This is a genomic window from Arsukibacterium sp. UBA3155 (genome assembly GCA_002364615.1).
GTDB lineage: Bacteria > Pseudomonadota > Gammaproteobacteria > Enterobacterales > Alteromonadaceae > Alishewanella.
This window is the reverse complement of sequence record DEYP01000013.1, coordinates 120088-142880: the sequence shown is the minus strand read 5'-3', so window position 1 is coordinate 142880 and position 22793 is coordinate 120088. Positions and strand designations below refer to the sequence as shown.

20 protein-coding genes are annotated in these 22793 nt (G+C 41.0%); 19 read left to right on the top strand and 1 reads right to left on the bottom strand.

All coding sequences use genetic code 11. The features are described 5' to 3' along the window. Positions 1-21: 21 nt before the first annotated feature. Positions 22-681: a transposase gene (locus B2X65_RS04650; protein ID WP_290610969.1), complete on the bottom strand. Its 660-nt coding sequence runs from the start codon at positions 679-681 to the stop codon at positions 22-24. Between the two features lie 185 nt (positions 682-866). Between B2X65_RS04650 and rfbA the strand changes: the two genes are divergently transcribed. From rfbA to B2X65_RS04555, 19 genes are all read left to right on the top strand, one after another. Beyond that, positions 867-1763, top strand: a complete 897-nt coding sequence (gene rfbA / locus B2X65_RS04645; RefSeq protein WP_290610968.1) for a glucose-1-phosphate thymidylyltransferase RfbA — start codon at positions 867-869, stop codon at positions 1761-1763. Positions 1764-1786: 23 nt separating this feature from the next. After that, positions 1787-2362 carry a dTDP-4-dehydrorhamnose 3,5-epimerase gene (gene rfbC / locus B2X65_RS04640; RefSeq protein ID WP_290610966.1) on the top strand — a complete coding sequence of 192 codons (576 nt, stop codon included), beginning with the start codon at positions 1787-1789 and terminating at the stop codon, positions 2360-2362. Further along, complete coding sequence (gene rfbD / locus B2X65_RS04635) at positions 2355-3245, top strand: dTDP-4-dehydrorhamnose reductase (RefSeq protein WP_290610965.1); 891 nt, start codon at positions 2355-2357, stop codon at positions 3243-3245. The genes rfbC and rfbD overlap by 8 nt, the downstream gene beginning before the upstream one ends. Before the next feature lie 35 nt (positions 3246-3280). Then, on the top strand, positions 3281-4309 hold the full coding sequence (rfbB, locus tag B2X65_RS04630; protein WP_290610964.1) for a dTDP-glucose 4,6-dehydratase: 1029 nt from the start codon (positions 3281-3283) through the stop codon (positions 4307-4309). Positions 4310-4372: 63 nt separating this feature from the next. After that, positions 4373-5716, top strand: coding sequence for a capsule assembly Wzi family protein (locus tag B2X65_RS04625; RefSeq protein WP_290610963.1), 1344 nt, complete (start codon positions 4373-4375; stop codon positions 5714-5716). Positions 5717-5732: 16 nt separating this feature from the next. Then, on the top strand, positions 5733-6251 hold the full coding sequence (gene rfaH / locus B2X65_RS04620) for a transcription/translation regulatory transformer protein RfaH (RefSeq protein ID WP_290610962.1): 519 nt from the start codon (positions 5733-5735) through the stop codon (positions 6249-6251). 208 nt (positions 6252-6459) lie between these two features. After that, entirely contained in the window at positions 6460-9117 is a 2658-nt protein-coding gene (locus B2X65_RS04615; protein ID WP_290610961.1) for an SLBB domain-containing protein, read from the top strand. A 439-nt stretch (positions 9118-9556) separates the two neighbouring features. Beyond that, complete coding sequence (tviB, locus tag B2X65_RS04610; RefSeq protein ID WP_290610960.1) at positions 9557-10834, top strand: Vi polysaccharide biosynthesis UDP-N-acetylglucosamine C-6 dehydrogenase TviB; 1278 nt, start codon at positions 9557-9559, stop codon at positions 10832-10834. Positions 10835-10852: 18 nt separating this feature from the next. Then, positions 10853-11806, top strand: coding sequence for a Gfo/Idh/MocA family oxidoreductase (locus B2X65_RS04605; protein ID WP_290610959.1), 954 nt, complete (start codon positions 10853-10855; stop codon positions 11804-11806). Between the two features lies 1 nt (position 11807). Next, entirely contained in the window at positions 11808-12389 is a 582-nt protein-coding gene (gene wbpD, locus B2X65_RS04600; RefSeq protein ID WP_290610958.1) for a UDP-2-acetamido-3-amino-2,3-dideoxy-D-glucuronate N-acetyltransferase, read from the top strand. A 1-nt stretch (position 12390) separates the two neighbouring features. After that, on the top strand, positions 12391-13470 hold the full coding sequence (locus B2X65_RS04595; RefSeq protein ID WP_290610957.1) for a DegT/DnrJ/EryC1/StrS family aminotransferase: 1080 nt from the start codon (positions 12391-12393) through the stop codon (positions 13468-13470). A 19-nt stretch (positions 13471-13489) separates the two neighbouring features. Further along, positions 13490-14638, top strand: coding sequence for a hypothetical protein (locus B2X65_RS04590; protein ID WP_290610956.1), 1149 nt, complete (start codon positions 13490-13492; stop codon positions 14636-14638). Between the two features lie 141 nt (positions 14639-14779). Continuing rightward, positions 14780-15853, top strand: coding sequence for a hypothetical protein (locus B2X65_RS04585; RefSeq protein WP_290610954.1), 1074 nt, complete (start codon positions 14780-14782; stop codon positions 15851-15853). Next, complete coding sequence (locus B2X65_RS04580) at positions 15840-16997, top strand: N-acetyl sugar amidotransferase (protein WP_290610952.1); 1158 nt, start codon at positions 15840-15842, stop codon at positions 16995-16997. Before B2X65_RS04585 ends, B2X65_RS04580 begins: the two co-directional genes overlap by 14 nt. After that, a complete protein-coding gene (gene hisH / locus B2X65_RS04575; protein WP_290610950.1) occupies positions 16987-17613 on the top strand; it encodes an imidazole glycerol phosphate synthase subunit HisH in 627 nt (208 codons plus the stop codon). The genes B2X65_RS04580 and hisH overlap by 11 nt, the downstream gene beginning before the upstream one ends. Beyond that, positions 17606-18364 (top strand): HisA/HisF-related TIM barrel protein, encoded by a 759-nt coding sequence (locus B2X65_RS04570; protein ID WP_290610949.1) that lies wholly within the window; start codon positions 17606-17608, stop codon positions 18362-18364. Before hisH ends, B2X65_RS04570 begins: the two co-directional genes overlap by 8 nt. Then, the gene (locus B2X65_RS04565) at positions 18361-20130 is read left to right on the top strand and encodes an ATP-binding cassette domain-containing protein (protein ID WP_290610948.1); all 1770 of its coding nucleotides are present in this window, start codon (positions 18361-18363) and stop codon (positions 20128-20130) included. Before B2X65_RS04570 ends, B2X65_RS04565 begins: the two co-directional genes overlap by 4 nt. Beyond that, positions 20111-20941, top strand: a complete 831-nt coding sequence (locus B2X65_RS04560) for a Wzz/FepE/Etk N-terminal domain-containing protein (RefSeq protein WP_290610947.1) — start codon at positions 20111-20113, stop codon at positions 20939-20941. The genes B2X65_RS04565 and B2X65_RS04560 overlap by 20 nt, the downstream gene beginning before the upstream one ends. After that, positions 20934-22706, top strand: a complete 1773-nt coding sequence (locus tag B2X65_RS04555) for a hypothetical protein (protein WP_290610946.1) — start codon at positions 20934-20936, stop codon at positions 22704-22706. Before B2X65_RS04560 ends, B2X65_RS04555 begins: the two co-directional genes overlap by 8 nt. Positions 22707-22793: the final 87 nt, after the last annotated feature.

The following is a 22793-nucleotide window of genomic DNA, read 5'->3' as shown; positions in this document are numbered from 1 at the left end:
GGGTCAGAGTGAATAATTTATTCACTCTGACCCTTTTTCTGGCCTGCCTTTGTTTCGCCGGCCAAAATTCATGTTGTACTTGGTAGTAAGGTGTTGAACAAAACTTTCATTTGCCAGCGGATAACTGTGCTTGATAGCGTCACGGATAGACTTTAAGTCATCAGCCGGCAAGCTGTCCTGAAATAAAGCCCGGTAGTTTTCCAAACGCCTCTCAGCCGTTTCTGCCAAATTTAAATAGACCTGATGCGGAGTGACCACACTTATTTTTATACCTCTGGCGTTAGCATGATAACTTGACCAATGGTAATCAGCCGGGTGGGCCACCATTTTAGCCCGAACCGGGTTTAACTCAATGTAACGCTGACACGTCAGAAAATACTGATCAGTTTCAACCAGGCTATCCTTAAAGCGCCCGTCCCACAGCGTACCAACTCTTTGATAGCGTTTATTAAAATAGTGCACATAATCACGTCCAAGATTCTGTATTACACGTGAAATAACATCATCTTTGCTGGCAGTCAGCAATAAATGAACATGATTGCTCATCAACACAAAAGCGTGTAACTGCACCTGATACGTTTTCAGGTAAGTCTCTAATATCGATAGATAACAGGCCTTATCTGTTTCATCATAAAAACAGTTGCTACGATTATGACCCCGCTGGACCACATGGTAGGGCATCTTCGCAATCAGGTATCGTTTTCTGCGTGGCATATTAAAATAAAGTTAATTTAAGTTGTATAAAAGATAGCAATAAATTCGAGACTGGCAATAAAAAGGGTCAGAGTGATTTTTAAAATCACTCTGACCCTTTTTAGTTTGGTAAGATGCAGGCTTTGTATTGATATGTCTGATATGGGACGAGCATGGGCGAGGCTAGGGCACAAAACAGCGTTAAAGGAATCGTGTTAGCAGGCGGCACAGGTAGCCGTTTGCATCCGATCACGCGTGGTGTATCCAAACAATTGCTGCCGATTTACGACAAACCGATGATCTACTACCCGATATCTGTCCTGATGCTGTCGGGGATCCGTGACATCCTGTTAATTACCACAGCGGAAGACCAGGCGGCCTTTAAGCGACTGCTGGGTGACGGCAACGATTTTGGTGTCAATTTTAGCTATTGTATCCAGCCTTCATCTGATGGTATCGCTCAGGCTTTTCTACTCGCAGAGGATTTTCTCGCGGGTAGTCCTGCCTGCTTAGTGTTAGGGGATAACATTTTTGTTGGCCATGGATTTAGCCAGCTGCTGCAACAAGCACTGGCAAATATTCAGCAAAATTCAGCCACGGTTTTTGGTTATCGGGTCAGTAATCCGCAGCGCTACGGCGTGGCTGAAATGGATGAAGACGGCAAAGTATTGTCATTAGAAGAGAAACCCGTGCATCCAAAAAGTCATTATGCTGTTACAGGCTTGTATTTTTATCCTGCCGATGTCGTAGACAAAGCACGGTTACTTTCTCCCTCGGCTCGCGGGGAGCTTGAGATTACCGAGTTAAATCAGTTATACCTGCAACAACAACGATTAACGTTGACGCTACTCGGGCGAGGTTTTGCCTGGCTTGACACCGGTACCCATGAACATTTGCAAGCCGCCTCTGCATATATTGACGTTATTGAACAACGACAAGGTTTAAAGATTGCTTGCCTGGAGGAAATTGCCTACGAGCAGGGGTATATCGATAAAGCGAAATTATTAGATCTCGCAATGGCAATGCACAATACTCAATACGGCCAGTATCTTTTACAATTAATAAATTAACCGGAAACCCGAACTTACTTAAAATGAAAATTAGTAAATTAGCTTTAACCGGTGCCTTACTGCTGGAACACAAAGCATATAGTGACGAACGCGGTTATTTTGCTGAAACCTACCGGCAGCAGCAGTTGGATGACGCTGCTGGCTATAGTGTGCGTTTTATTCAGGACAATGAAGCTGTTTCGCAATTGGGCGTGTTACGGGGGCTGCATTATCAAAAACCGCCTTTTGCCCAAAGTAAGCTGGTGCGCGTACTGCAGGGAGCGATACTGGATGTTATTGTCGATATTCGCCACGGCAGCCCGACATTTGGTCAGGCACTGGCTACGCCGTTGTCGGCCGATACGCTTCAGCAGCTATTTATTCCGCGTGGCTTTGCTCATGGCTATCTGACGTTAACGTCGCACGCATTACTACAATATAAAGTTGATAATTATTACAGTCCGGCAGATGATTGCGGCTTACATTATGCTGATCCAACGCTGGCAATAAGCTGGCCTATACAGCCTTCGCAGTTGCGGTTATCAGCGAAAGATCAGCAACAGCCACTGCTAAGCGCGCTTCCAGTTCATTTTAATATTACTGATAAGTTGTATGACTAGGCGGATAGTGATCCTCGGTGCGTCCGGCCAGTTAGGCCAGGCGCTGAACGCTGAAGCCATGAACTTACCAGACGCCACTCGACGGCTGCTGTGCTTTATACCGCGTCAGGCGCTGGAACTGACAGACAGCAGAGCGCTCAAGCACTGTTTACAACAGTACTCGCCGTCAATCATTATTAATGCTTGTGCTTACACCAATGTAGATGAAGCAGAGCGCCAGGTTGAACTGGCGTGGCTTATTAACCAGCAATTAGTTGCGGAGCTTAGCCATTACGCCAAAGCCAATGGTGCAGCGTTACTGCATTGTAGTACCGACTATGTTTTTAACGGCGGGCAACATCAGCCCTATACTGAAATCGATACGCCGGCACCGCTTAATCAATATGGCAAGAGTAAACTGGCCGGCGAGAATGCGATGCTAGATATCGCGCCAGCAGGGTTAATTTTGCGCACCAGTTGGTTGTACAGTGAGTTTGGCCACAATTTTGTCCGCCGTATAGTTAGTAAAATTCGCCAGGGCAGTCTTTTGCAGGTGGTTAACGACCAAATAGGCAGCCCCACCTACGCCCGCGAGCTCGCAGCGCTTTGTATTAAGCTGGTTATGGCACCAGACTTTACTGAACGCTTTGCCAAAACCAGGCTGCTGCACTGCGCCGGTCAGGGCCAGGCAAGCTGGTATCAATTAGCGCAGGAAATTGTCAGACTAACCCGCAGCGATATCGCTGTCGCTGCAGTAAGCAGTAACCAGTGGCTCGCTCTGGCAAAGCGGCCGGCTTTCAGTGTGCTGTCCAGTGAAGCATTGACGGAGCAACTTGGTCTTAGTCTGCCCCCGTGGCAACATAGCCTCTCCATCTGCCTGCAAAAAATGGGTCAGAGTGAATAAGTTATTCTTTAAAAAGGGTCAGAGTGAATAATTAAATGGGTCAGAGTGATTTTAGGGTAGTTATTACCGGGGGGGCTGGATTTATTGGTTGTGCGCTGGTTAACTATTTGCTTAAGCATACTCAGCACAAGTTGCTGGTGCTGGATAAACTCACTTACGCCGCTAATGTGGCTGAGGTTGAGCGTTTTAAAGCGCAGCCAAGGATCACCATGGTGCAGGGCGATATTTGTGATGCCAATTTGCTACAAAATCTTTTTACCAATTTTCAGCCTACTTGCGTTATGCACCTGGCGGCAGAGAGCCATGTTGATAATTCTATCAATGCGCCGGCAGCATTTATTCAAACCAATATTGTCGGCACCTATACGTTGCTTGAAGCTACGCGCAGTTACTGGCAAACCTTACCAGCGTCTGCACAGCAGGCCTTCAGGTTTCACCATGTTTCAACTGACGAAGTATTTGGTGATCTGGCCCCAGATGCCAAACCATTCAGCGAAATTACCGCCTACGCGCCCAGCAGTCCTTATGCGGCCAGCAAGGCCAGCTCAGATCACCTGGTGCGATCCTGGCATCGCACTTATGGCCTGCCTGTCGTAATCAGCAACTGCAGTAATAATTATGGCCCAGGGCAGCATAGAGAAAAGCTTATCCCGAAAACTATTCACAACGCGTTAGCTGGCAAGCCTATTCCAGTTTATGGTGATGGCCAACAAATTCGTGACTGGCTATACGTTGACGACCATGCTGCAGCGCTTTATCTTATATTAACTAAAGGTATAGTCGGTGAGAGCTACAATATAGGCGGCTTAAGCGGGCTGACTAATTTAGCATTGGTCCAGCAAATTTGTGATCTGCTGGATGAATTGGCCCCTGCCGGTTTTTGTCAGCTAAGTAAAGGCGCTAGTTATCACCAATTTATTCAGTTTGTAACCGACCGTGCCGGGCACGATAGACGCTATGCTATTGATTGCAGTAAAATCCGGGCTCAGCTTGGCTGGCAACCGGTTGAAAGCTTGCAAACAGGTTTACTAAAAACGGTACGGGCTTGCTGCTTGTCACAATAACGGTGGTCTGCTACCATCCACGCCGTTTCTAAAGGCTTTCAGCGTACAGGATGTCATTTTTCAATGCGATTATCAGGTTATTTTCTGGCAGTATGCTTTAGCAGCGTGGCCTTATTTAGTCAGGCAGCGCCCTGGGTAGATACCGACGACAGGTATTTGCGTAGCAGTTTAAAAATTCTGGCCGATGGTGGTTATCTGCATTCGCCCATTAATACCTATCCGCTGATGTGGCAGCCGCTACTTAGCGACTTAGCTAACATCAATACCGCCAGCATGAACGACAGTCAATTGTTTGCATATTTGCGGGTAGTGTCAGCAGCCGATTTTGCCAGACAGCCCACAGTTAAGTCGTTTAGTGTTGCGACCAGCAGCGACGCTATCGACAGTAACGGCTTTGGCCGACACTACCAGCATAAGGCTGAAGTGAATATCAGTACCGAGTTTATTGGTAAAAACTGGGCCGTGGGAATTAGTAAACAGTTTGCAGCAGACAACCATTATGACAACGGCTATCAGGCCAATAGTAACTGGGATGGCAGCTATGCCGCCTATACTGTGGGTAATTGGGTATTAAGTGCCGCGCAGCAGCAACTGTGGTGGGGGCCGGGTTACGACAGTAGTGCTAATTTCAGTAATAACGGTCGGCCACTCAAGGCACTGCAACTAAGCCGTTTAAATAGCAGTGAGCCGTTGTTAACTATACTGGAGCCCCTGGGCGCGGTTAATATGCAACTGGTGCTGGCCGAGCAACCCGGCAGCGCCCTGCTACGTCACGCCAAAGTAGTGGCAGCAAGAGTAAATATTAAACCATACAGTCAGCTTGAATTTGGCATTAGTGGTTCACAGCTGTATACCGTAAATAATGTTGTGCCAGCGCAGCAGCAATTCAGCCCGGTTTACCAGTTTCCTGATAGCAGAATAACGAGTTTTAGTATCGACAGCCGTTACAGCATAAACCCCAACCTGGCTGCCTATGGCGAGCTAACACAGAATAACAGCGCTCTGGGATGGTTAGCTGGCAGCGAGTATTTAATTGCAAATTCAACGGTTCAGGCGATGCTGGTCGCAGAATACAAATCCACTGCAGATGATATGCAGCAATGGCAGAGCCTGCAGCACAATAACCTTTTTGGTCAGGCTGCTACACGCTGGTTAGCCGGGCTGGAATTGCATTATCGGGATGGCAGCAGCTTTTATGCCAATCTCAGTCAGGCAAGTTATAGTGAAAACACTGCGTTAGTAGCAGAGATACCATTAACTAAAAGCAGTCAGTTGGCTGCCGGTTATCAAACCCCCTTTTGTGATGGCTTACTTACCATCGACGCTCAGTTAAACCGTGATACGCGAAGTGAAGCTGAAGCTGAATTTACTCAAGGTGTTGGCATACGCTGGGAGCGTCGCTGGTAACATGGCTGCTGGTGATATGAAGCAAAACTGCTGGTATTTACTTTACTGTAAGCCGCGGCAAGAGCAGCGGGCGCAACAGCATCTGGCGAATCAGGGGTTTCATAGCTTTGTGCCCCTGCTCACGGTGAATAAACTTAAAGCGGGTAAACAGGTTAAAGTTACTGAGCCGATGTTTCCGCGCTATTTGTTTTTACGCATCAGCAGTGAACAGCTTAATCTCAGCACCATTCGTAGTACCCGTGGCGTTACTGATTTTGTCCGCTTCGGTCAGCAATTGGCCCAGGTGCCAGCTGAACTTATTGCCTCACTAAGCCGGCAACAACATGCCCGGCAGCAGCAGGAAGACCAGAATCAGCCATTTAAAACCGGTGATGAACTTACCGTGCTTAATGGTCCGTTCAGCGGTATTCAGGCAGTGTATCAACTGGCCGAGGGCGATAAGCGCAGTATCGTGTTACTTAACCTGTTGGGGCAGTGGGTAAAAACCACGATGGATAACCAGCAGATAAGTAAAATTCAGCCAGATAAGGGTTAATGGCAGTCAAAAACTGTTAATAGTGTTCGATTAATGTCGCTTAAAAAGGTAGAATTCCGCAACTTTTTAAGCCGTCATCAGACAAGCCGTTTTGCCATCAGCCTTTAGGGAGCTGTAACCTAATGGCGGTAGCGTGTCTGAAGCTACAACAGAAATAAGCAGCGCCGCTGCAGTTAAATGAAATACACAATTAAAACGGAGTTTCCGGGTGCTTAGATTTGTCCAACTTAGTTTTCTGGCATTAACCTTAGGGTTAACTGCTGCAACGGTATCTGCTCAGGCAATTTCGCCGGCGATGATTGAGCAATTTCAAAAGCTGCCGCGGGCAGAGCAAGAACGATTAGCCAAACAGTATGGTTATGATCTGCCTGCAATGGCTGGCAACGCCAACCAGGGCAGTACCAGTGAAACTGCACCCATCCAACCGCTAGAACAGCAACTGCGTCAGCCAGAGCGTGTGGTACAGCCTGAACGTAATAGCAATAATCGCCAGGCAGTAGCGGATAAACAGCCAGAGCGCTTCGGTCTAAAGCTATTTAACAGCGAAATCAGTACTTTTGCCCCTGTTACCAATGTACCGGTGCCGGATAGCTATATTCTGGGCCCGGAAGACAGCCTGGAATTGCAGTTGTTTGGTAAAGAGAACACCAGTTATGAATTAGCAGTTAATCGTGACGGCAGCATCAGCCTGCCAGAAATTGGCACCATTAATGTCAGCGGTATGCGCTTTAATCAGGCGCGCGAGCTGATTACCGAGCGGGTGCAAAATGCCAAAATTGGTGTCAACGCTGCTGTTACCATGGGCCAGCTACGCACCATTAATATTATTATTGCCGGCGAAGCTAAACAGCCCGGCGTGTACGCTGTGTCAGCACTGACTACCGTAACCCAGGCCTTGTTTGTGGCCGGCGGCGTCTCTGATATCGGCAGTCTGCGGCACATTAAAGTTAATCGCGCCGGCAAAACGCTGGCTAACGTTGATTTGTATGAATTATTGCTAAAAGGCAACGCTATCACAGATGTCAATCTGCAGCATGGCGATGTGGTATTTGTTGAGCCGGTTAAAGCATTAGTTGAAGTAATAGGTGAAGTACAGCGTCCGGCAATTTATGAGCTTAAAGGTAATGAAACCCTGGCCAATGTACTGCAAATGGCCGGTGGCAGCAAAGCTGGTGCCTATCCGCGCAACGCAGTGCTACAGCGTTTTAATAACGACAATATGCGTGACTTACTGACCCTGGATTTAACAAGTGGTAAAGATGCTGGCACATTGGCCAAAAATGGCGATGTGTTAACCATCGCGACCACCTCCCCCCGGGTCGAAAACAGTATTACCGTGGCTGGTGCCGTTATAAGACCGGGACAGTTTGCCTGGCAGCAGGGTTTAAGGGTGGCAGACGTGTTACCCACCTTATGGTCTGGCGTGCATATGGTGGCCGATCTTGATTACGCACTTATTGTTCGTGAGCGCAGTAACGCAGGCGATATTGAAGTTATCCAGTTTAATTTAGGCCGGGCCATAACCGAACCTTCCAGTGTCAGCAATTTAACCTTGCAGGCTCGGGATATGTTGTTAGTGTTTCCACACGGCGATGGCAGTTATCAGCGCAAGCAGCTATTTACTGAGCTGGAAAAACTTACCGTACAAAGTTTCGATGAGCCGGCAGCGCTGGTATTACAAGAAACCGACTTTGGTTTTTTTACCGTCGAACAGGCACAGCAAATTGAATATCATTTGAACCGCGTTAAGCAGCAGTATATGTTCGACAGCCGCTTGCTGCCTTATACGGCGCATTTAACCCGTACTGAGTTATTAGTGCCAGTTATGACCAAACTCGAGCAGCAGGCACGGTATAACTTGCAGCCACAAATTGTTAATGTGGCCGGTAATGTTAAAGTAGCAGGCAGCTATCCACTGACTAGAAATGCAAAAGTAAGCGATTTAATTATCGCTGCCGGCGGTCTGGCACAATCGGCTTTTGCCAATAGGGCAGAGCTTACCCGGGCAGAATATAACGACGCGCTCGGTGCTGTGGAAACAAACCATATCGCGCTAAATCTTAATGCCGTTTTTAGCGGTGACTACAATCCAGAGTTAACCAGCCGCGATACGTTAAATGTTTTTCAAACGCCTGACTGGAACTTTACCCGTAACATTACTTTACGCGGCGAAGTGCGGTTCCCAGGTGTTTATACCATTCAGCAACACGAAAGCCTGGCCGACGTTATTAAGCGCGCTGGCGGCTTAACGGCTAACGCCTTTAGCGGCGGCGCTGTATTTACCCGGGAAGTAATTCAGGAAAGTGAAAGCGAGCAAATGACCAAGCTAATTAGCCAGCTGCGGGCAGATATTGCGGCCAAAGCCCTTACCGCCGAAGGGCCGGCGCTAGCGGTAGCCGATGCTGGCGCTATGCTCAGTGAATTAGAACAGCAAAAACCTGTCGGACGATTGGTTATTGATTTGGAAAGTATTATTGCCGGTAACCCAAGCCATATTATCCGGGTACAGGATGGCGATATGCTGACTATCCCCAGAATAAACAACACGGTTGCTATTCTGGGCGAAGTACAACACCCCAGTAGCCACCGCTTTAACCCGGCCATGTCACTAAACGATTATCTGAAACTGGCTGGTGGCCTGCGTAAACGTGCTGATGAAGAGCGGGTCTATGTCATTCGTGCCGATGGCTCAGTGGTTATTCCGCAAAGTAACTGGTTTGCTGTATCCAGCACCCGTTTGCAACCAGGAGATACTATTATTGCGCCACTTGATACCGAGTATAAAGACAGTTTAAGCATGTGGGCCCAGGTTACCCAGATTTTCTATCAAACTGCCGTCGCCATCGCAGCGCTTAATTCGTTTTAATTAGGATAAGTTACATATCCTAATTCGAGTTTGCAACTCTTTAAGTTGCTCGATTTCAACAAGTAGAATTAGCGCAATCGAGTGCGTTATTAATTACTACTAGTCGTAATTAGTAAGTGGAGTAAATAGATTTCGGGGTGAGCATTATGAAAATGTTAGCGTCAAAAGCTAGCATTAAGAAAATTAGGATAGTATTAGAAAAAAGTACTTTTCTAATGCTGATTTAGATAGTGGTTAGTTCCAAAAATAACTTCGGAAAAATTTTCGAAATATATATCAAAGATTCTAAGAAACAAAATATAGTTACGGGTAATTAGTTAAAACAGCACAAAATATCTATGTGCATAACGAGTATAGTGCTGGATAATATATTAACTAGTTTAGTCGTATTATTATGTTGTTTAAACTGCAAATAGTATTTTAAAATTTGGATATTTAGATGTTGAGCTTAAATGAAACAAAATTAGCGATAATCGGTTTAGGATATGTCGGTTTACCTTTAGCAGTTGAGTTTGGAAAACACTTTTCCACTTTAGGCTTTGATATTAATCAGTCGCGAGTGGCTGAATTGAAAAATGGCCAGGATCATACGTTAGAAGTCAGCGCTGAGGAGTTATCAGAAGCGAAAGATCTTACGTATAGCTGCAATATTGAAGATTTAACCACTGCCAATGTATTTATTGTAACGGTACCTACTCCTATTGATGAACACCGCCAGCCAGATCTAACACCATTAATTAAAGCCTCTGAAACTCTTGGTAAGGTTATTAAAGCCGGAGATGTTGTAATCTATGAGTCTACGGTATACCCGGGTGCCACCGAAGAAGACTGTATTCCGGTTATCGAACGTGTATCTGGCCTTAAATACAATGTAGACTTTTTTGCTGGTTATAGCCCTGAGCGAATAAACCCGGGTGATAAAGAACACCGTGTTACCACTATTAAAAAAGTAACGTCAGGTTCTAATGTGGAGGTTGCGGAATTTGTCGACAGCCTTTATCGCAGCATCATTACGGCCGGTACTTATAAAGCAAGTTCAATAAAGGTTGCAGAAGCGGCTAAAGTAATTGAAAACACTCAGCGTGATTTAAACATTGCACTTATTAACGAGTTGGCAGTAATTTTTAATAAGTTGGGTATAGATACTGAAGAGGTATTATTAGCCGCTGGTACTAAGTGGAACTTCTTGCCGTTTAGGCCTGGTTTAGTTGGCGGCCACTGTATTGGTGTCGACCCTTACTATCTAACTCACAAGGCACAATCTGTTGGCTATCATCCAGAAGTTATACTGGCTGGACGGCGTATTAATGACAGTATGGGACAGTATGTTGTAAGTGAACTGGTTAAAGCCATGTTGAAAAAGCGCATACATGTTGACGGTGCAAGAGTGCTGGTTATGGGGCTGACGTTTAAAGAGAATTGTCCCGACATTCGCAACACCAAGGTTGTAGATATTCTCACAGAATTAAACGAATATGGCGTACAGGCTGATGTTTTCGACCCCTGGGTTGATGCGGCTGAGTCGCAGCATGAGTATGGAATTACGCCAGTAGTAGCACCTGTTCATGGTAATTATGATGCCGTTATATTGGCTGTTGGCCATAACGAATTTAAAACTTTGGGCGCAACAGGCATCAGGAAGTTTTGCCGGCCTGATAGCGTTATTTATGATTTAAAATACATACTTGATAAAAATCTGGTAGATATTCGTTTTTAAAATTCAGAGAGCTAATTTATGAAAAATTTTGCACTAATCGGTGCCGCAGGTTACATAGCGCCTCGTCACATGAAAGCAATTAAAGAAACTGGCAATAACCTGGTTGCTGCGTTGGATAAAAATGATTCTGTTGGTATCATCGACAGCCATTTCCCTGACGCTGACTTTTTTACTGAGTTTGAAAGATTTGATCGCCATATCGATAAACTCCGCCGGGCAAACAACGGAAGACAAGTGGATTATGTTGGCATTTGCTCTCCTAACTATTTGCATGATTCTCATATGCGTTTTGCATTACGTGCCGGCGCTGACGCGATTTGTGAAAAGCCACTGGTATTAAACCCATGGAATATTGACGGTTTACAGGAAATTGAGCGTGAAACAGGTAAAAAAGTTCACACCATTCTGCAACTGCGCTTACATCCAGCCATTATTGCGCTAAAAGCAAAAGTTGCTGCTAGCCCGGCGGATAAAAAGTTTGATGTCGATTTAACTTATATCACGTCACGCGGACATTGGTATCTGCAATCTTGGAAAGGCGATGATAAAAAATCTGGCGGTATTTCTACCAATATTGGTGTGCATTTTTACGACATGTTGCATTTTGTGTTTGGCAAGCTGCTAGATAATAAAGTACATTTTAATTCACCGACTAAAGCCGCTGGATATCTGGAATATGAGAAAGCCAGGGTGCGTTGGTTCCTTTCAGTAGATGTCAATGATATTCCAGCAGATGTTCGTGCCGCAGGTCAGCGCACTTATCGTGCCATTACGGCCGATGGTGAATCAATAGAGTTTTCTGACGGCTTTACTGATTTGCATACTGTAAGCTATCGAGAGATTCTGGCCGGCAAAGGTTTTGGCCTGGAGGAAAACCGTGTGGCAATTGAAACTGTGGCCCATATTCGTGAGGCTGCATTAAGTCCTCTGGTTGGAGACTTCCATCCGTTTGTGTCAAAACTGGTTAAGTAATATGAGTAATTATCAGTTACATCCTAGCGCTATTGTAGACACGGGTGCAGTTATTGGTGAAGGCTCTCGCGTCTGGCATTTTGTCCATGTATGTGGAGGGGCAATAATTGGCAAAGGCGTTTCTCTTGGCCAAAACGTTTTTGTTGGTAATAAAGTTACCATTGGTGACAAATGTAAAATTCAGAACAATGTTTCGGTGTACGATAATGTGCATTTGGAAGAGGGCGTATTCTGTGGCCCAAGTATGGTTTTTACAAATGTATACAATCCCCGTTCTTTAGTTGAGCGCAAGGACGAATATCGCGATACGCTGGTGAAAAAAGGCGCTACCCTTGGTGCCAATTGTACTATCGTCTGTGGAGTAACAATTGGTGAGTTTGCATTTGTTGGTGCAGGTGCTGTTATCAATAAGGATGTTCCTGCATATGCGCTAATGGTTGGTGTGCCGGCGAAGCAAGTTGGCTGGATGAGCGAGTTTGGTGAGCGTTTAAGCTTGCCAGTATCTGGCGATGGCGAAGCGGTTTGTCAGCATACTGGTGTAAAATACACATTAATAAATAACACACTAAGTAAGGTTAGCTAACATGCAGTTCATTGATTTAGCAGCTCAGTATCAGCATTTAAAGCAGCGCATTGATAAACGTATCCAGACAGTGCTTGATCATGGCCATTATATAATGGGGCCTGAAGTAGAAGAATTGGAGCAAAGACTGGCTGAGTATGTTGGCGTTAAGCATTGTATAAGCTGTGCTAACGGTACTGATGCTTTGCAGCTCACTATGATGGTGTTGGATATAAAACCAGGTGATGCGGTGTTTTGTCCTACCTTTACTTTCTTTGCTACCGCTGAAGTAATTGCCTATGCTGGTGCTACACCTGTCTTTGTCGATTCTGACGAACGAACATTCAATATATGTCCGCAAGATTTGGAAAAGCGTATTCAAGCGGTTATAGCTGAAGGTAAATTGGTACCAAAGGCAATTATTGCAGTCGATTTATTTGGTTTACCAGCAAACTATCCTGAATTAGAAACCATCGCAGCTAAGTATGGCTTGAAACTTATTGAAGATGCAGCTCAGGGCTTTGGCGGGGAAATTAATGGAAAACGGGCAGGTAGTTTTGGCGATATGGCCACTACCAGCTTTTTCCCGGCTAAACCTCTAGGTTGCTATGGCGATGGTGGTGCGATATTTACAAATAGTGACGAATATGCCGCGTTGTTTCGCTCATATCGGGTACACGGTAAAGGTAAAGATAAATACGACAACGTGCGCATCGGCATTAATAGTCGTTTGGATACCATTCAAGCGGCAGTATTACTTGAGAAACTTGCTGAGTTTCCGACCGAGCTTATTGCAAGAAACAGGGCTGCAGTAAATTATAACGAATCTTTAGCAACCAAATACATTACCCCACTTGTACCCGAAGGATTTCTTAGTTCCTGGGCACAATATACCTTAATCAGTGAGAATCGTGATGCAGAAATGGCTCGGTACAAAGCTGAAGGTGTGCCCACGATGATTTATTATGGTACCTGTATGCACCAACAAACAGCGTTTAAGCAGTTAGCCTACACTGACGACGATCTACCTGTAGCATCAAGGTTAGCGAAGCAGGTTTTTAGTTTGCCAATGCATCCCTACCTACGAAAATCAAAAAATTAATGCAGGCGTGAAATATAAAATGAATGCAAGAAAAAGATATTTACTAGTTACTAACTCAGAGGTTATATCTGATCCTAGACCACGCAAAATGTTAAGATGGTTGAACAAAATGGACGTGGAAGTTTCGGTGGTTAGTAAGGATTCTGATTTGAGTTCTTTAGAACTAGACAATGTGAAGAAGCACTATAAATTGAAACGTTTTTCTTCTTCAAAGATAAAATCCGCATGGCTTGCACTTTTACTTCTACTTAGACAATATAAGATTTTTGAAAGATATTTAAAAAAATTTCCAATTTTTAACCCGCCAGTGAATGAAAAGTGGGATGTTATTATATCATCAGATATCCTATTGCTCCCTTTAGTGTTTGAATTAAAAGGAGAGTGTGAAACTCGAGTTGTTCTAGATGCAAGAGAGTTCTATCCTCGGCAATTCGAACACAATTTTGTCTGGCGATTAATTCAAAAGCCGATAATGACCTGGTTAACATACAGTTACACTCCTAAAGTCGATAAACTATTTTCAGTGTCAAGAAAGCTATGCGAAGAGTACAGGAAAATATCTCATAAAGAGGTTTATTTTCTACCAAGTTATGCAAACTACCATGACCTTGAGCCGGCGAATACAGGTGAAATAATAAAGTTAATTCATCATGGTCATTCGGGTGCTAATAGAAAAATTGAAGATATGATATATCTCATGGATAAGTTAGATGATAGATTTATTTTAGATATGTATCTTATGAGCGATTATTCAGACGAATATGGTAGATTTATTGCAGACTTAGCGAAAAGTAGAAAAAATGTGAATTTGCTGCCCCCTATAGAAAGCAAAGAATTGATAAGTGTGGGTAACAAATATGATATTGGTCTTTGTATGTTTCCAGATACTACATTTAATCTTAAGTACTCTCTAAGTAATAAAATATTTGAGTTCGTTCAATCAAGATTGTGTCTCGCAATTGGTGGTATTGTCGAGTCTCATTATATAATAGATGAGTTTAATAACGGAATATATAGTGCAAGTGCCGACGTTGAAACATTGTCAGCGAAAATAAATTCCTTAACTTATGATGATATTAAAGTTTTGAAACGCAACTCTCATCATGCGGCAAAAGTATTGTGTGCAGAAGAACAATTCAGTAGTTTTAAAAATGTTGTGGAATTTTAATTGAACTCTGGATTGTTGGTAAACGTTAACATGCCATTTTATATTTTCTACTCAAGGTGTGTTTTCGTTTACCTCTTTTTGTTTCAAATAATTTTTAACTTTTTTATAGCTGATTTACCTACGATAATCTCGTTAATAGTTATGGGGCCAGTTAATTCTCTATTTCTTTTGCTAGGGAGTTTGGCGTGTACATACACTATTAAACTAATTCCAAAAGACTTGCTCTATGTTTTGTTTTTTTCAATTTATGCAATATTATCAGCTTTTATCGCTGTGTTATTCTTAGAGTATGATTATCGCGTATTTTTACTTTATTTTGAAATCGGTTCAAATTTTTTCATATATTATTTTACTGGAAGGATGTTGTTTTACGATGGCAGATGGGTAGAAAGAAATATTGAATTCATTTTGTCTTTTATCAAACCAGTTTCTTTAATGATTTTTTTTCTATTAGCCATTAAAGGCGATATAGCTGCTATTTTAGGGTTTGGTAGCGGTGATGGTGATTCTAGTTATCTAACTCTATCAGATTTGTTCCTTTTTTACTCAAGCATTGGTGTTTATTATCTCTTCAAATCGAAACAGTATTTCTGGTTGTTTTTTATTATTTTAATTCAAGCTCTAATGTACAGTCGAACTTCCTTTATTTGTTTAGTTGCAGGATCAGTTATTTATTTGTTCTGGGTTGTTTTTTGGTCAAATATTAGAGTATTTTTCAGCTTAGTAATTTTAGTGTCTTTGCCAGTTTTGTTGTTTGCGATTTTCAAGACAGAAATGACATCTCTACTCAAAGATTTTAGACATTTAGGTTGGCTGGTAGATAGAAGTCTTACAACGTCACTGTCGAGTAGAGAAGACTTGTTGTTTGTAGGTGCTTTATATCTGAAGAATAATTATATATTCGGAAATATACTTTGGCAGCTAGAACACTTTAATCACACAGGTAAGTACATACACAATGTGATGTCATATTGGCTTCAGTATGGAATTATTGGTTTTTGTTTTTTAATTTATTTTGCTACTAAAAGTGCATTCGCTGTTTTGTTTTTGAAAAATACTAATGTAAAATACTTCGCTATTTTGCTCATTGCATTTTTACTTGAATTATTAATTTCGAGATCTTTCGCATATCCGTATGTTTGGATGGTTTTTGGTATAATTATTGGCCTTTCGAAGGTTAACGTTAAAAAAGGTAGTGTTTATGAAAATCTGTAAAGTATGTGTTCAAAATGAACTAAATGATCCAGATTTTCAACTCGATGAAAATGGTGTATGTAATTACTGTATCGATGTTGAAAGCGAGTTTAAAAGAATTGAGAACTATCCAAGTCAATTTCAATCAATTATTGAAAAAATTAAAAGCGACGGTAAAGGCAAGCAGTACGATTGTGTAATGGGAATGAGTGGTGGAGTCGACAGTTCTTATGTTGCCCACTTAGCCAAGATGCACGGACTAAGACCATTAGTTGTTCATTTCGATAATGGTTGGAATACTGAATTAGCAGTGGACAATATAAATAAAATTATAACTAAAAATGGCTTTGACCTTCACACTCTTGTAGTAGATTGGGACGAGTTTAGGGACATTCAAAAAGCTTTTATTCGTTCAGACGTAGTGGATATTGAGATGGTCTCAGACCATGCTATAACAGCGACAATGTTGAAAATTTCAAAGAAATTTGGGATCAAATATGCCCTGTCTGGCTCAAATGTTGCGACGGAGAGTGGAATGCCCATTTCTTGGTCGTGGAGAAAGGCTGATTGGATGAATATTAAGGATATTCATAGTAAGTTTGGTGAAGTTAAAATTAAAACTTTCCCAAGATACAGTTCATTCGACATTTTGTTTAATCGTCTTAAAGGAGATGTAGGTATAGAGAGTATTACGATACTTGATTACATTGATTTTAAAAAGCTTGAGGCCATAGAAGTTCTAAAAAGAGAGTATGATTGGAGAGAGTACCCAGGAAAACATTACGAATCTTTCTTCACAAAATTTTATCAAGCATACATTTTGCCCGAAAAGTTCAAAGTAGATAAAAGAATTTCGCATTACTCAGCTCTAATTAGAAATGGCGAAATGACGAGAGAGGACGTACTAGTCAAATTAGAAGAGCCGTTATATACAGTTCAAGAACTGCGAAACGATATAGAATATTTCTGCAAAAAAATTGGTTTTGACAAGTCAGAATTTGAAGAAATAATGAAAAGGTCTCCTAAGCCTCATGATTTTTACAAGTCTGATGAGAAATACTTTAGAGTATTAGCAAAGTATTGGAAGATTATAAAGAAAATTCCTATTTTGAATAGGATTGGTCTTCGTGGTGCAAATGTTAAGCGGGTTAAAAATGGATCGTAGGATAGGTGTAATTGATTTAGGAGTTGGAAATTTCAGCTCGGTTGTGAATCTAATTAGGAGGCTTGGCGCTAATGCCGAGCTTTTATCTCTTGAATGCGATTTAGAAGAGTTCGATTTAGTAATACTTCCTGGTGTTGGCGCTTTTGACACTGCTATGCAGATAATAAATAGCAGTTCGCTAAGACAAAGGTTAGAGGCATATGTGTCTTTACCTGGTAATGTTTTTGTTGGGATTTGTTTAGGAATGCAAATACTTTCAAATGGTAGCGAGGAGGGTAAGTTGGATGGGCTTGGTATGATCCCTGGCTACGTAAAAAAGTTTAATTTTACGGGTTGTGATACGAAACTTCCTGTCCCTCACATGGGGTGGAACAGAGTCGAATTTAAGCAGCTCCCATTCTCTGAAAACTGGGATGAGCCAGGACGTTTCTACTTCGTACACTCTTATCATTTTGAATGTGATGAAGAGTACATTCTGTCAAAAACTGTTTACGGTAGTAGTTTCATATCGGCAGTTAGAAATAAAAATATTTTCGGCTTTCAATTTCACCCAGAAAAAAGTGGAAAGAATGGAATGGCTCTCTTTAAAAGCGTACTGGAGTTGAGCTGTGTTTGAAAAAAGAGTAATACCTGTACTTTTGATTAATAATAAGCGCTTAGTTAAAACCGTGCGATTTAAGAATGAAACTTATATTGGCGACCCTATTAACGCAGCAAGAATCTTTTCGGACAAAGAGGTTGATGAACTAGTCATTTGTGATAAGAGCGCATCATCAAATGGTGTTAATTTCAAAATGCTAGAGGAAATCGTCTATGAGTGCTTTATCCCTATTACTTATGCAGGTGGAGTTAAAGACATACAGACTATGTCAAAGCTCTACCGCATGGGCATTGAAAAGGTATGTATAGATTCACATAACTATAACGATGATTATCTACTTGTTCAAGAGGCAGCTAGCAGATTTGGTTCAAGCTCCGTTGTGTCTGGTGTAACAATAAAAAAGAGCTTTTTTGGTAATTATCACTTGTTTAATTCTTCTTCGCAAAAAATAATGAAGTTAGATATGTCATCACATTTACTTAAACTTAAAAAAGCAGGTGTTGGCGAAATTTTTATTAATTACGCTGATGCTGATGGTTTAATGAACGGCTATGACATAGAACATATTCGAAGTTTAACAAATGAAATTGATGTGCCATGTGTAGTATGTGGAGGAGCGGGGTCTATTGATCATGTAAGAGAATTACTTGATATAAAAGGTGTCACTGGTGCAGCTGCGGGTAGTATATTTGTTTATTCAAGTAAGACAAAAGGGATTATGATTAGCTACCCTGAAACCTCAATAAAATCAATGTTGAATATATGATAAGCTATTTAAAGAAGATTCTTAAGATTGCTGAAGTTACAAGTTTTAAGTATATTACAATTGTACTTTTTATAAGTATTTCAGGGTTATTAGATGCCCTAGTCATAGGTTTAATTCCTATAAGTATAGCCGCTGCATTTGAAGGTTCATCTCCGATAATATCAAAACTTGCAACTTTTGGTATTCCTGTAGAACACATAGCAGAAATCGCCTTATTTACGCTACTTATAGCATCTATTATCAAAGTGTTGGTTTCTTTATCTGTTCAGTACTGGGTTGTGATATTTATTTCCAATAAACAAGTTCAGTTAACAAAGAAAGTAGTCACTTCATTTTTCTCTCTTAGCTATTTAGAGTACTTAAAACAAGAACCTAGTAAACTAATACAGACAGTTGTTACGTCGATACCTAGGTTTATTGAAGAGGGCCTTCATTCATCTATTAGGTTGGTGACGGAAATAGTTGTATTTACTTTGATTATTGCAACATTAATAATAATTGATACTCACGTAGCTATTTTTCTATTTTCGATGATGATGGTCCTGGGGATCTTATTCGCTTTTGTGACAAGAAAACGCTCGACAGGATATTCCAAAGAAATGTTAAATGCGCAAGAAAATGTTATAGAGTCGGCAAGGCAGTCAATTGATGGATTCGTTGAAACAAAAGTTCATAATTTAGGTAGTTACTTTGTAAACAAAATAGACATGAGCTCACATCGATTCGCCACAACAGGAGCAAAATTCTATGTTTTACAAGCGATACCAAGATATTTATTAGAGTTTGTAGTCGTTCTTTCTTTTGTTATTGGTTCATTTTGGGCTTTTAGTACAAGCGCAAGTTTAGTTGATGTTGGTGCGATTGCAGGCGCTTTTGGCATTGGAATTGTTAGACTTATACCAGTAATAAATAACATAATAAATTATGTCAATAAAATAAGATTTTCTGAGCCACTGCTCAACGACATTGAGTTGTTATTAGACTCACTTGACAAGTCCTTAGTAAAGTCTGAAGACAATGATAAATTTTTGAGTAAGTCTGGTTCAGTTGATTGTGTTACGTTAAAAGGACCTAATGTTGACTCATTTGAAATGTTGGATTTAGCGTTCTCTTATGGTGGTGGAAAGAATATTTTCGAAGGTATAGACTTCAAACTTGTTAAAGGTGATGTTTTAGGAATTGTAGGGCCATCAGGAACAGGAAAGACAACATTGTTAAAAGTTATGCTCGGACTATTACCTCCAGGTAAAGGGACAGTCAAAGTCAACGGTGTTAAGTTAGTGCACTCAAGCTCTATAGACTTTTCAAGAGAGCACATTATGTATATCCCACAGAGTTGCTTCCTCTTGTCTGCAAGTCTTTCGGAGAATGTAGCCTTGGGTTTAGCAGAGCCTGACATCGATTTAGGTTTAGTAAAATCTTCTCTCGACCGGGTAGGCTTGAATAGTCTTTATGTCGATAGTCCTGAAGGTCTCAACAGACACGTGGGGGATTCTGGACGTATGCTTTCTGGAGGCCAGAAACATAGACTAGCAATCTCCAGAGTACTATATTTCGATAAAAGTATTTTAATCCTTGATGAACCAAGTGCAGCACTAGATTTGGATATGACTAATGCTATCGGTCGACTTATTCAAGATTTATCTAAAGACAGAATAGTTATTGTAGTAACACATGATCAGGATTTGATGAAGTTTTGTACTAAAAAACTTGAATTGAATAAATCATCGAACAAAGGCATCGATAATGAAATCACCCTACAATGAAAGTTATTTGAAATTGTCAGACTTTTTTAAAATTGTCTGGCGTTCTAAATACATTATAATGATATGCTGTGTTTTAGGTGGTGGTATTTCATTATTATCGTCAAAATTGATGACTACCATGTATCAAGCAGAAGTTATAATTGGTTCTCCTATAAAAAACATTAGTAGTGGATTTAGTTTCTCTGGCGTACCTGATGTAAGTTCAATATTGAGTGGAAATACCTTAAGTAGCTCAGAGAAGCAGATTCAATCATTAATGTCTGGTAGTTCATTTGCCATAGATTTTATGATAAGTAGCGGAATCAGTCAGGTAGTAAACTCTGATTCGTACGACGGAGGTACTTGGGTTGCTGAAGGTTCTGAAGATTGGGCAGCAATCAGATCGTTTAGGAATATTTTTTCAACTAGGTATGATTATGACTATGGGCATCTTGTTATATCATCTCGTTGGACCAATCCAGCCGAGGCAGCTGACTGGGCTAACAAAGTTGCAATTCATGCTAACTCTAGATTGCAAGAGTTAAAATTGAGATCATTGAGTAATACGATTGTCCTGGTAGAAAATCGATTGCAGTCCAATACATTGTCTGTAGAAGTTAAAGTCGCGTTGAATGATCGTCTATTACAACTTTTGATTGATAAGTTGGTTACTGAATCTGAACCAAACTTTGGTATAACTATTTTTGACGAGGCAGTCGCACCTGTAAAACGGGTTTGGCCTAATTTAAAACTACTCCTTGCTCTTGGGTTAATCTCAGGTCTTTTCGTAGGTCTAATTATTGCTGTGTATCGGGAAGTTCGAATTGGATAAAAAAATATTTTTTTTTTTACTGAGTTTGTTACTACTTTCATCGTGCAAGTCTGATGGGGACAGCACGCTAATTTCACCTGTATTATCGTCTGTTTTTTATACAGATATTCATTACTCTATTAGGTTTGATAAAGAAGGTAATTCTAATGTTTATAGAGACGGGATTAGAATTACTAATAGTGAAAGCCTTAAGTATGATTTAGATGTATTTGGCAATGATGTCGTTTGGGTTGAAGTTAAAAATTCTAATACACAAACTAATATTATCCTTAATGGTAAGCAACTGCATGTCGGGTTGGGTTATCACTATTCCCCCGTTTTAGTTGATGGGATACTTTATTGGCTGAAGTTCTTATCAGATAGACAGTATATTTGTAAAATGGATTTATCAGAAGTTCAACATAATTGTCAGCCATCTCGTTCCTTTTCTAATGCTATTTTTAGAGCTAAAAATTACATAGCTGGAGTTTTCTTTTATTCAGATACCCTTACATATGAATTTAAGGTATTCGACCGTGCTTTTACTCAAGTTTTCGTCGAGAGTTTCGAAGAATCTATTTACATCTCCGGTTCCAATAATAATATGGAACGGTTATATAGCGTAAGAGGATCAAGTGGTGCTCTACATTATTTTTGGGCGCTCAAAAAACTCTTCGTTGAACAAGGTAATGAGCCTTTTAGTTTTTCAAATGATTACCTTGGAAGGGTGTCGAATAATCAGTCTTATAGACTGCAATCATTGAGTGTTTTATATAAAAAATTTCGGCAACCAGAGATTAAGTTGTTGTTAAAGCAATCTGTTCAAGAAATAGTGTCAAAGTTTGATGAAAATGGACTTCTATATAGTAAGAAGTATTCCATTTCTGGTACTAGTGAGATTGCCTTTGCAGTTGATAATGGTCTTATTTGGAATGCTATTCTAACAGGACTTAGTATTCTAGGTGAGTATAATACTTCCAATGATATCCTTCTTAAAGCAAAGAGAATGATTGAGTTTTATGAGGATCAATGGTACGAAGATTATCATGAGTATAGAATACAGAGCACTTCAGATGTGGATTATGACGGCATAGTAATGCCATATAATCAGCAGTTTGCTTTGGGCCTGGTTCTTATAAAATTGTATGAGATGACTAATGATATTTCATATTACAACCGTGTTGAAATATTATTTAATAAATTTACGGAAGATCTTCAAGCTAATTCTGATACTATTATCTGGCGCTACTGGCCATCATCATTCTATGATGGATGGGATTCTTCTAGATTTTCTAGCCAAACACGGCCCTCTCAACTCGCAACTAGTGACCTTTTATTTGAAGACACGATACATGCCACCTTGGTGTTAGATTTTTTGCTAGAAGCGAGTCTTTTACTAAATAAAAATATGCCCATATTCATCAACGATATTGCAGAGAATGTTGTTAAAGATGATAATAAATTTTCTTTTTTTGTCAGTGGTTCAGAATTTTATGAACCTAGTTGGCGCTACTTACCTACAGGCGTTTTAGGGAATTCGCCATTTTTTAGTGGTTATTATGAGAATGATATTATTAGAAGCTATCCAGACTATGATGACCAGCTACTTTTTTTAACATATTCGCTACTTTCATCTACTACTTCAGGACAACTGGTAATATCCGAATATATTTTCGAAAATAATGTGAAATTGGTTAAGATTAAAGATCATTACTTAGATTTTAAATCTTGCAGCGGCGCAGTATTTGGCTGCGAAGTTTTCAATTGGTGGAAAAAGCAAAACTGATTTTCAATATTTACATATTTGTTTATTTCTTAGACGAATTCAGCAGATGATAATCTCATCTTTTTTTAACTCATGACTCCATCTATC

What these genes read in the sequence shown, in the direction of transcription:
- B2X65_RS04650 (WP_290610969.1), bottom strand. Translation starts at nt 681, where the DNA reads ATGCCCTACCATGTGGTCCAGCGGGGTCATAATCGTAGCAACTGTTTT.
- rfbA (WP_290610968.1), top strand. Translation starts at nt 867, where the DNA reads ATGGGCGAGGCTAGGGCACAAAACAGCGTTAAAGGAATCGTGTTAGCA.
- rfbC (WP_290610966.1), top strand. Translation starts at nt 1,787, where the DNA reads ATGAAAATTAGTAAATTAGCTTTAACCGGTGCCTTACTGCTGGAACAC.
- rfbD (WP_290610965.1), top strand. Translation starts at nt 2,355, where the DNA reads ATGACTAGGCGGATAGTGATCCTCGGTGCGTCCGGCCAGTTAGGCCAG.
- rfbB (WP_290610964.1), top strand. Translation starts at nt 3,281, where the DNA reads ATGGGTCAGAGTGATTTTAGGGTAGTTATTACCGGGGGGGCTGGATTT.
- B2X65_RS04625 (WP_290610963.1), top strand. Translation starts at nt 4,373, where the DNA reads ATGCGATTATCAGGTTATTTTCTGGCAGTATGCTTTAGCAGCGTGGCC.
- rfaH (WP_290610962.1), top strand. Translation starts at nt 5,733, where the DNA reads ATGAAGCAAAACTGCTGGTATTTACTTTACTGTAAGCCGCGGCAAGAG.
- tviB (WP_290610960.1), top strand. Translation starts at nt 9,557, where the DNA reads ATGTTGAGCTTAAATGAAACAAAATTAGCGATAATCGGTTTAGGATAT.
- B2X65_RS04605 (WP_290610959.1), top strand. Translation starts at nt 10,853, where the DNA reads ATGAAAAATTTTGCACTAATCGGTGCCGCAGGTTACATAGCGCCTCGT.
- wbpD (WP_290610958.1), top strand. Translation starts at nt 11,808, where the DNA reads ATGAGTAATTATCAGTTACATCCTAGCGCTATTGTAGACACGGGTGCA.
- B2X65_RS04595 (WP_290610957.1), top strand. Translation starts at nt 12,391, where the DNA reads ATGCAGTTCATTGATTTAGCAGCTCAGTATCAGCATTTAAAGCAGCGC.
- B2X65_RS04590 (WP_290610956.1), top strand. Translation starts at nt 13,490, where the DNA reads ATGAATGCAAGAAAAAGATATTTACTAGTTACTAACTCAGAGGTTATA.
- B2X65_RS04585 (WP_290610954.1), top strand. Translation starts at nt 14,780, where the DNA reads ATGGGGCCAGTTAATTCTCTATTTCTTTTGCTAGGGAGTTTGGCGTGT.
- B2X65_RS04580 (WP_290610952.1), top strand. Translation starts at nt 15,840, where the DNA reads ATGAAAATCTGTAAAGTATGTGTTCAAAATGAACTAAATGATCCAGAT.
- hisH (WP_290610950.1), top strand. Translation starts at nt 16,987, where the DNA reads ATGGATCGTAGGATAGGTGTAATTGATTTAGGAGTTGGAAATTTCAGC.
- B2X65_RS04565 (WP_290610948.1), top strand. Translation starts at nt 18,361, where the DNA reads ATGATAAGCTATTTAAAGAAGATTCTTAAGATTGCTGAAGTTACAAGT.
- B2X65_RS04560 (WP_290610947.1), top strand. Translation starts at nt 20,111, where the DNA reads ATGAAATCACCCTACAATGAAAGTTATTTGAAATTGTCAGACTTTTTT.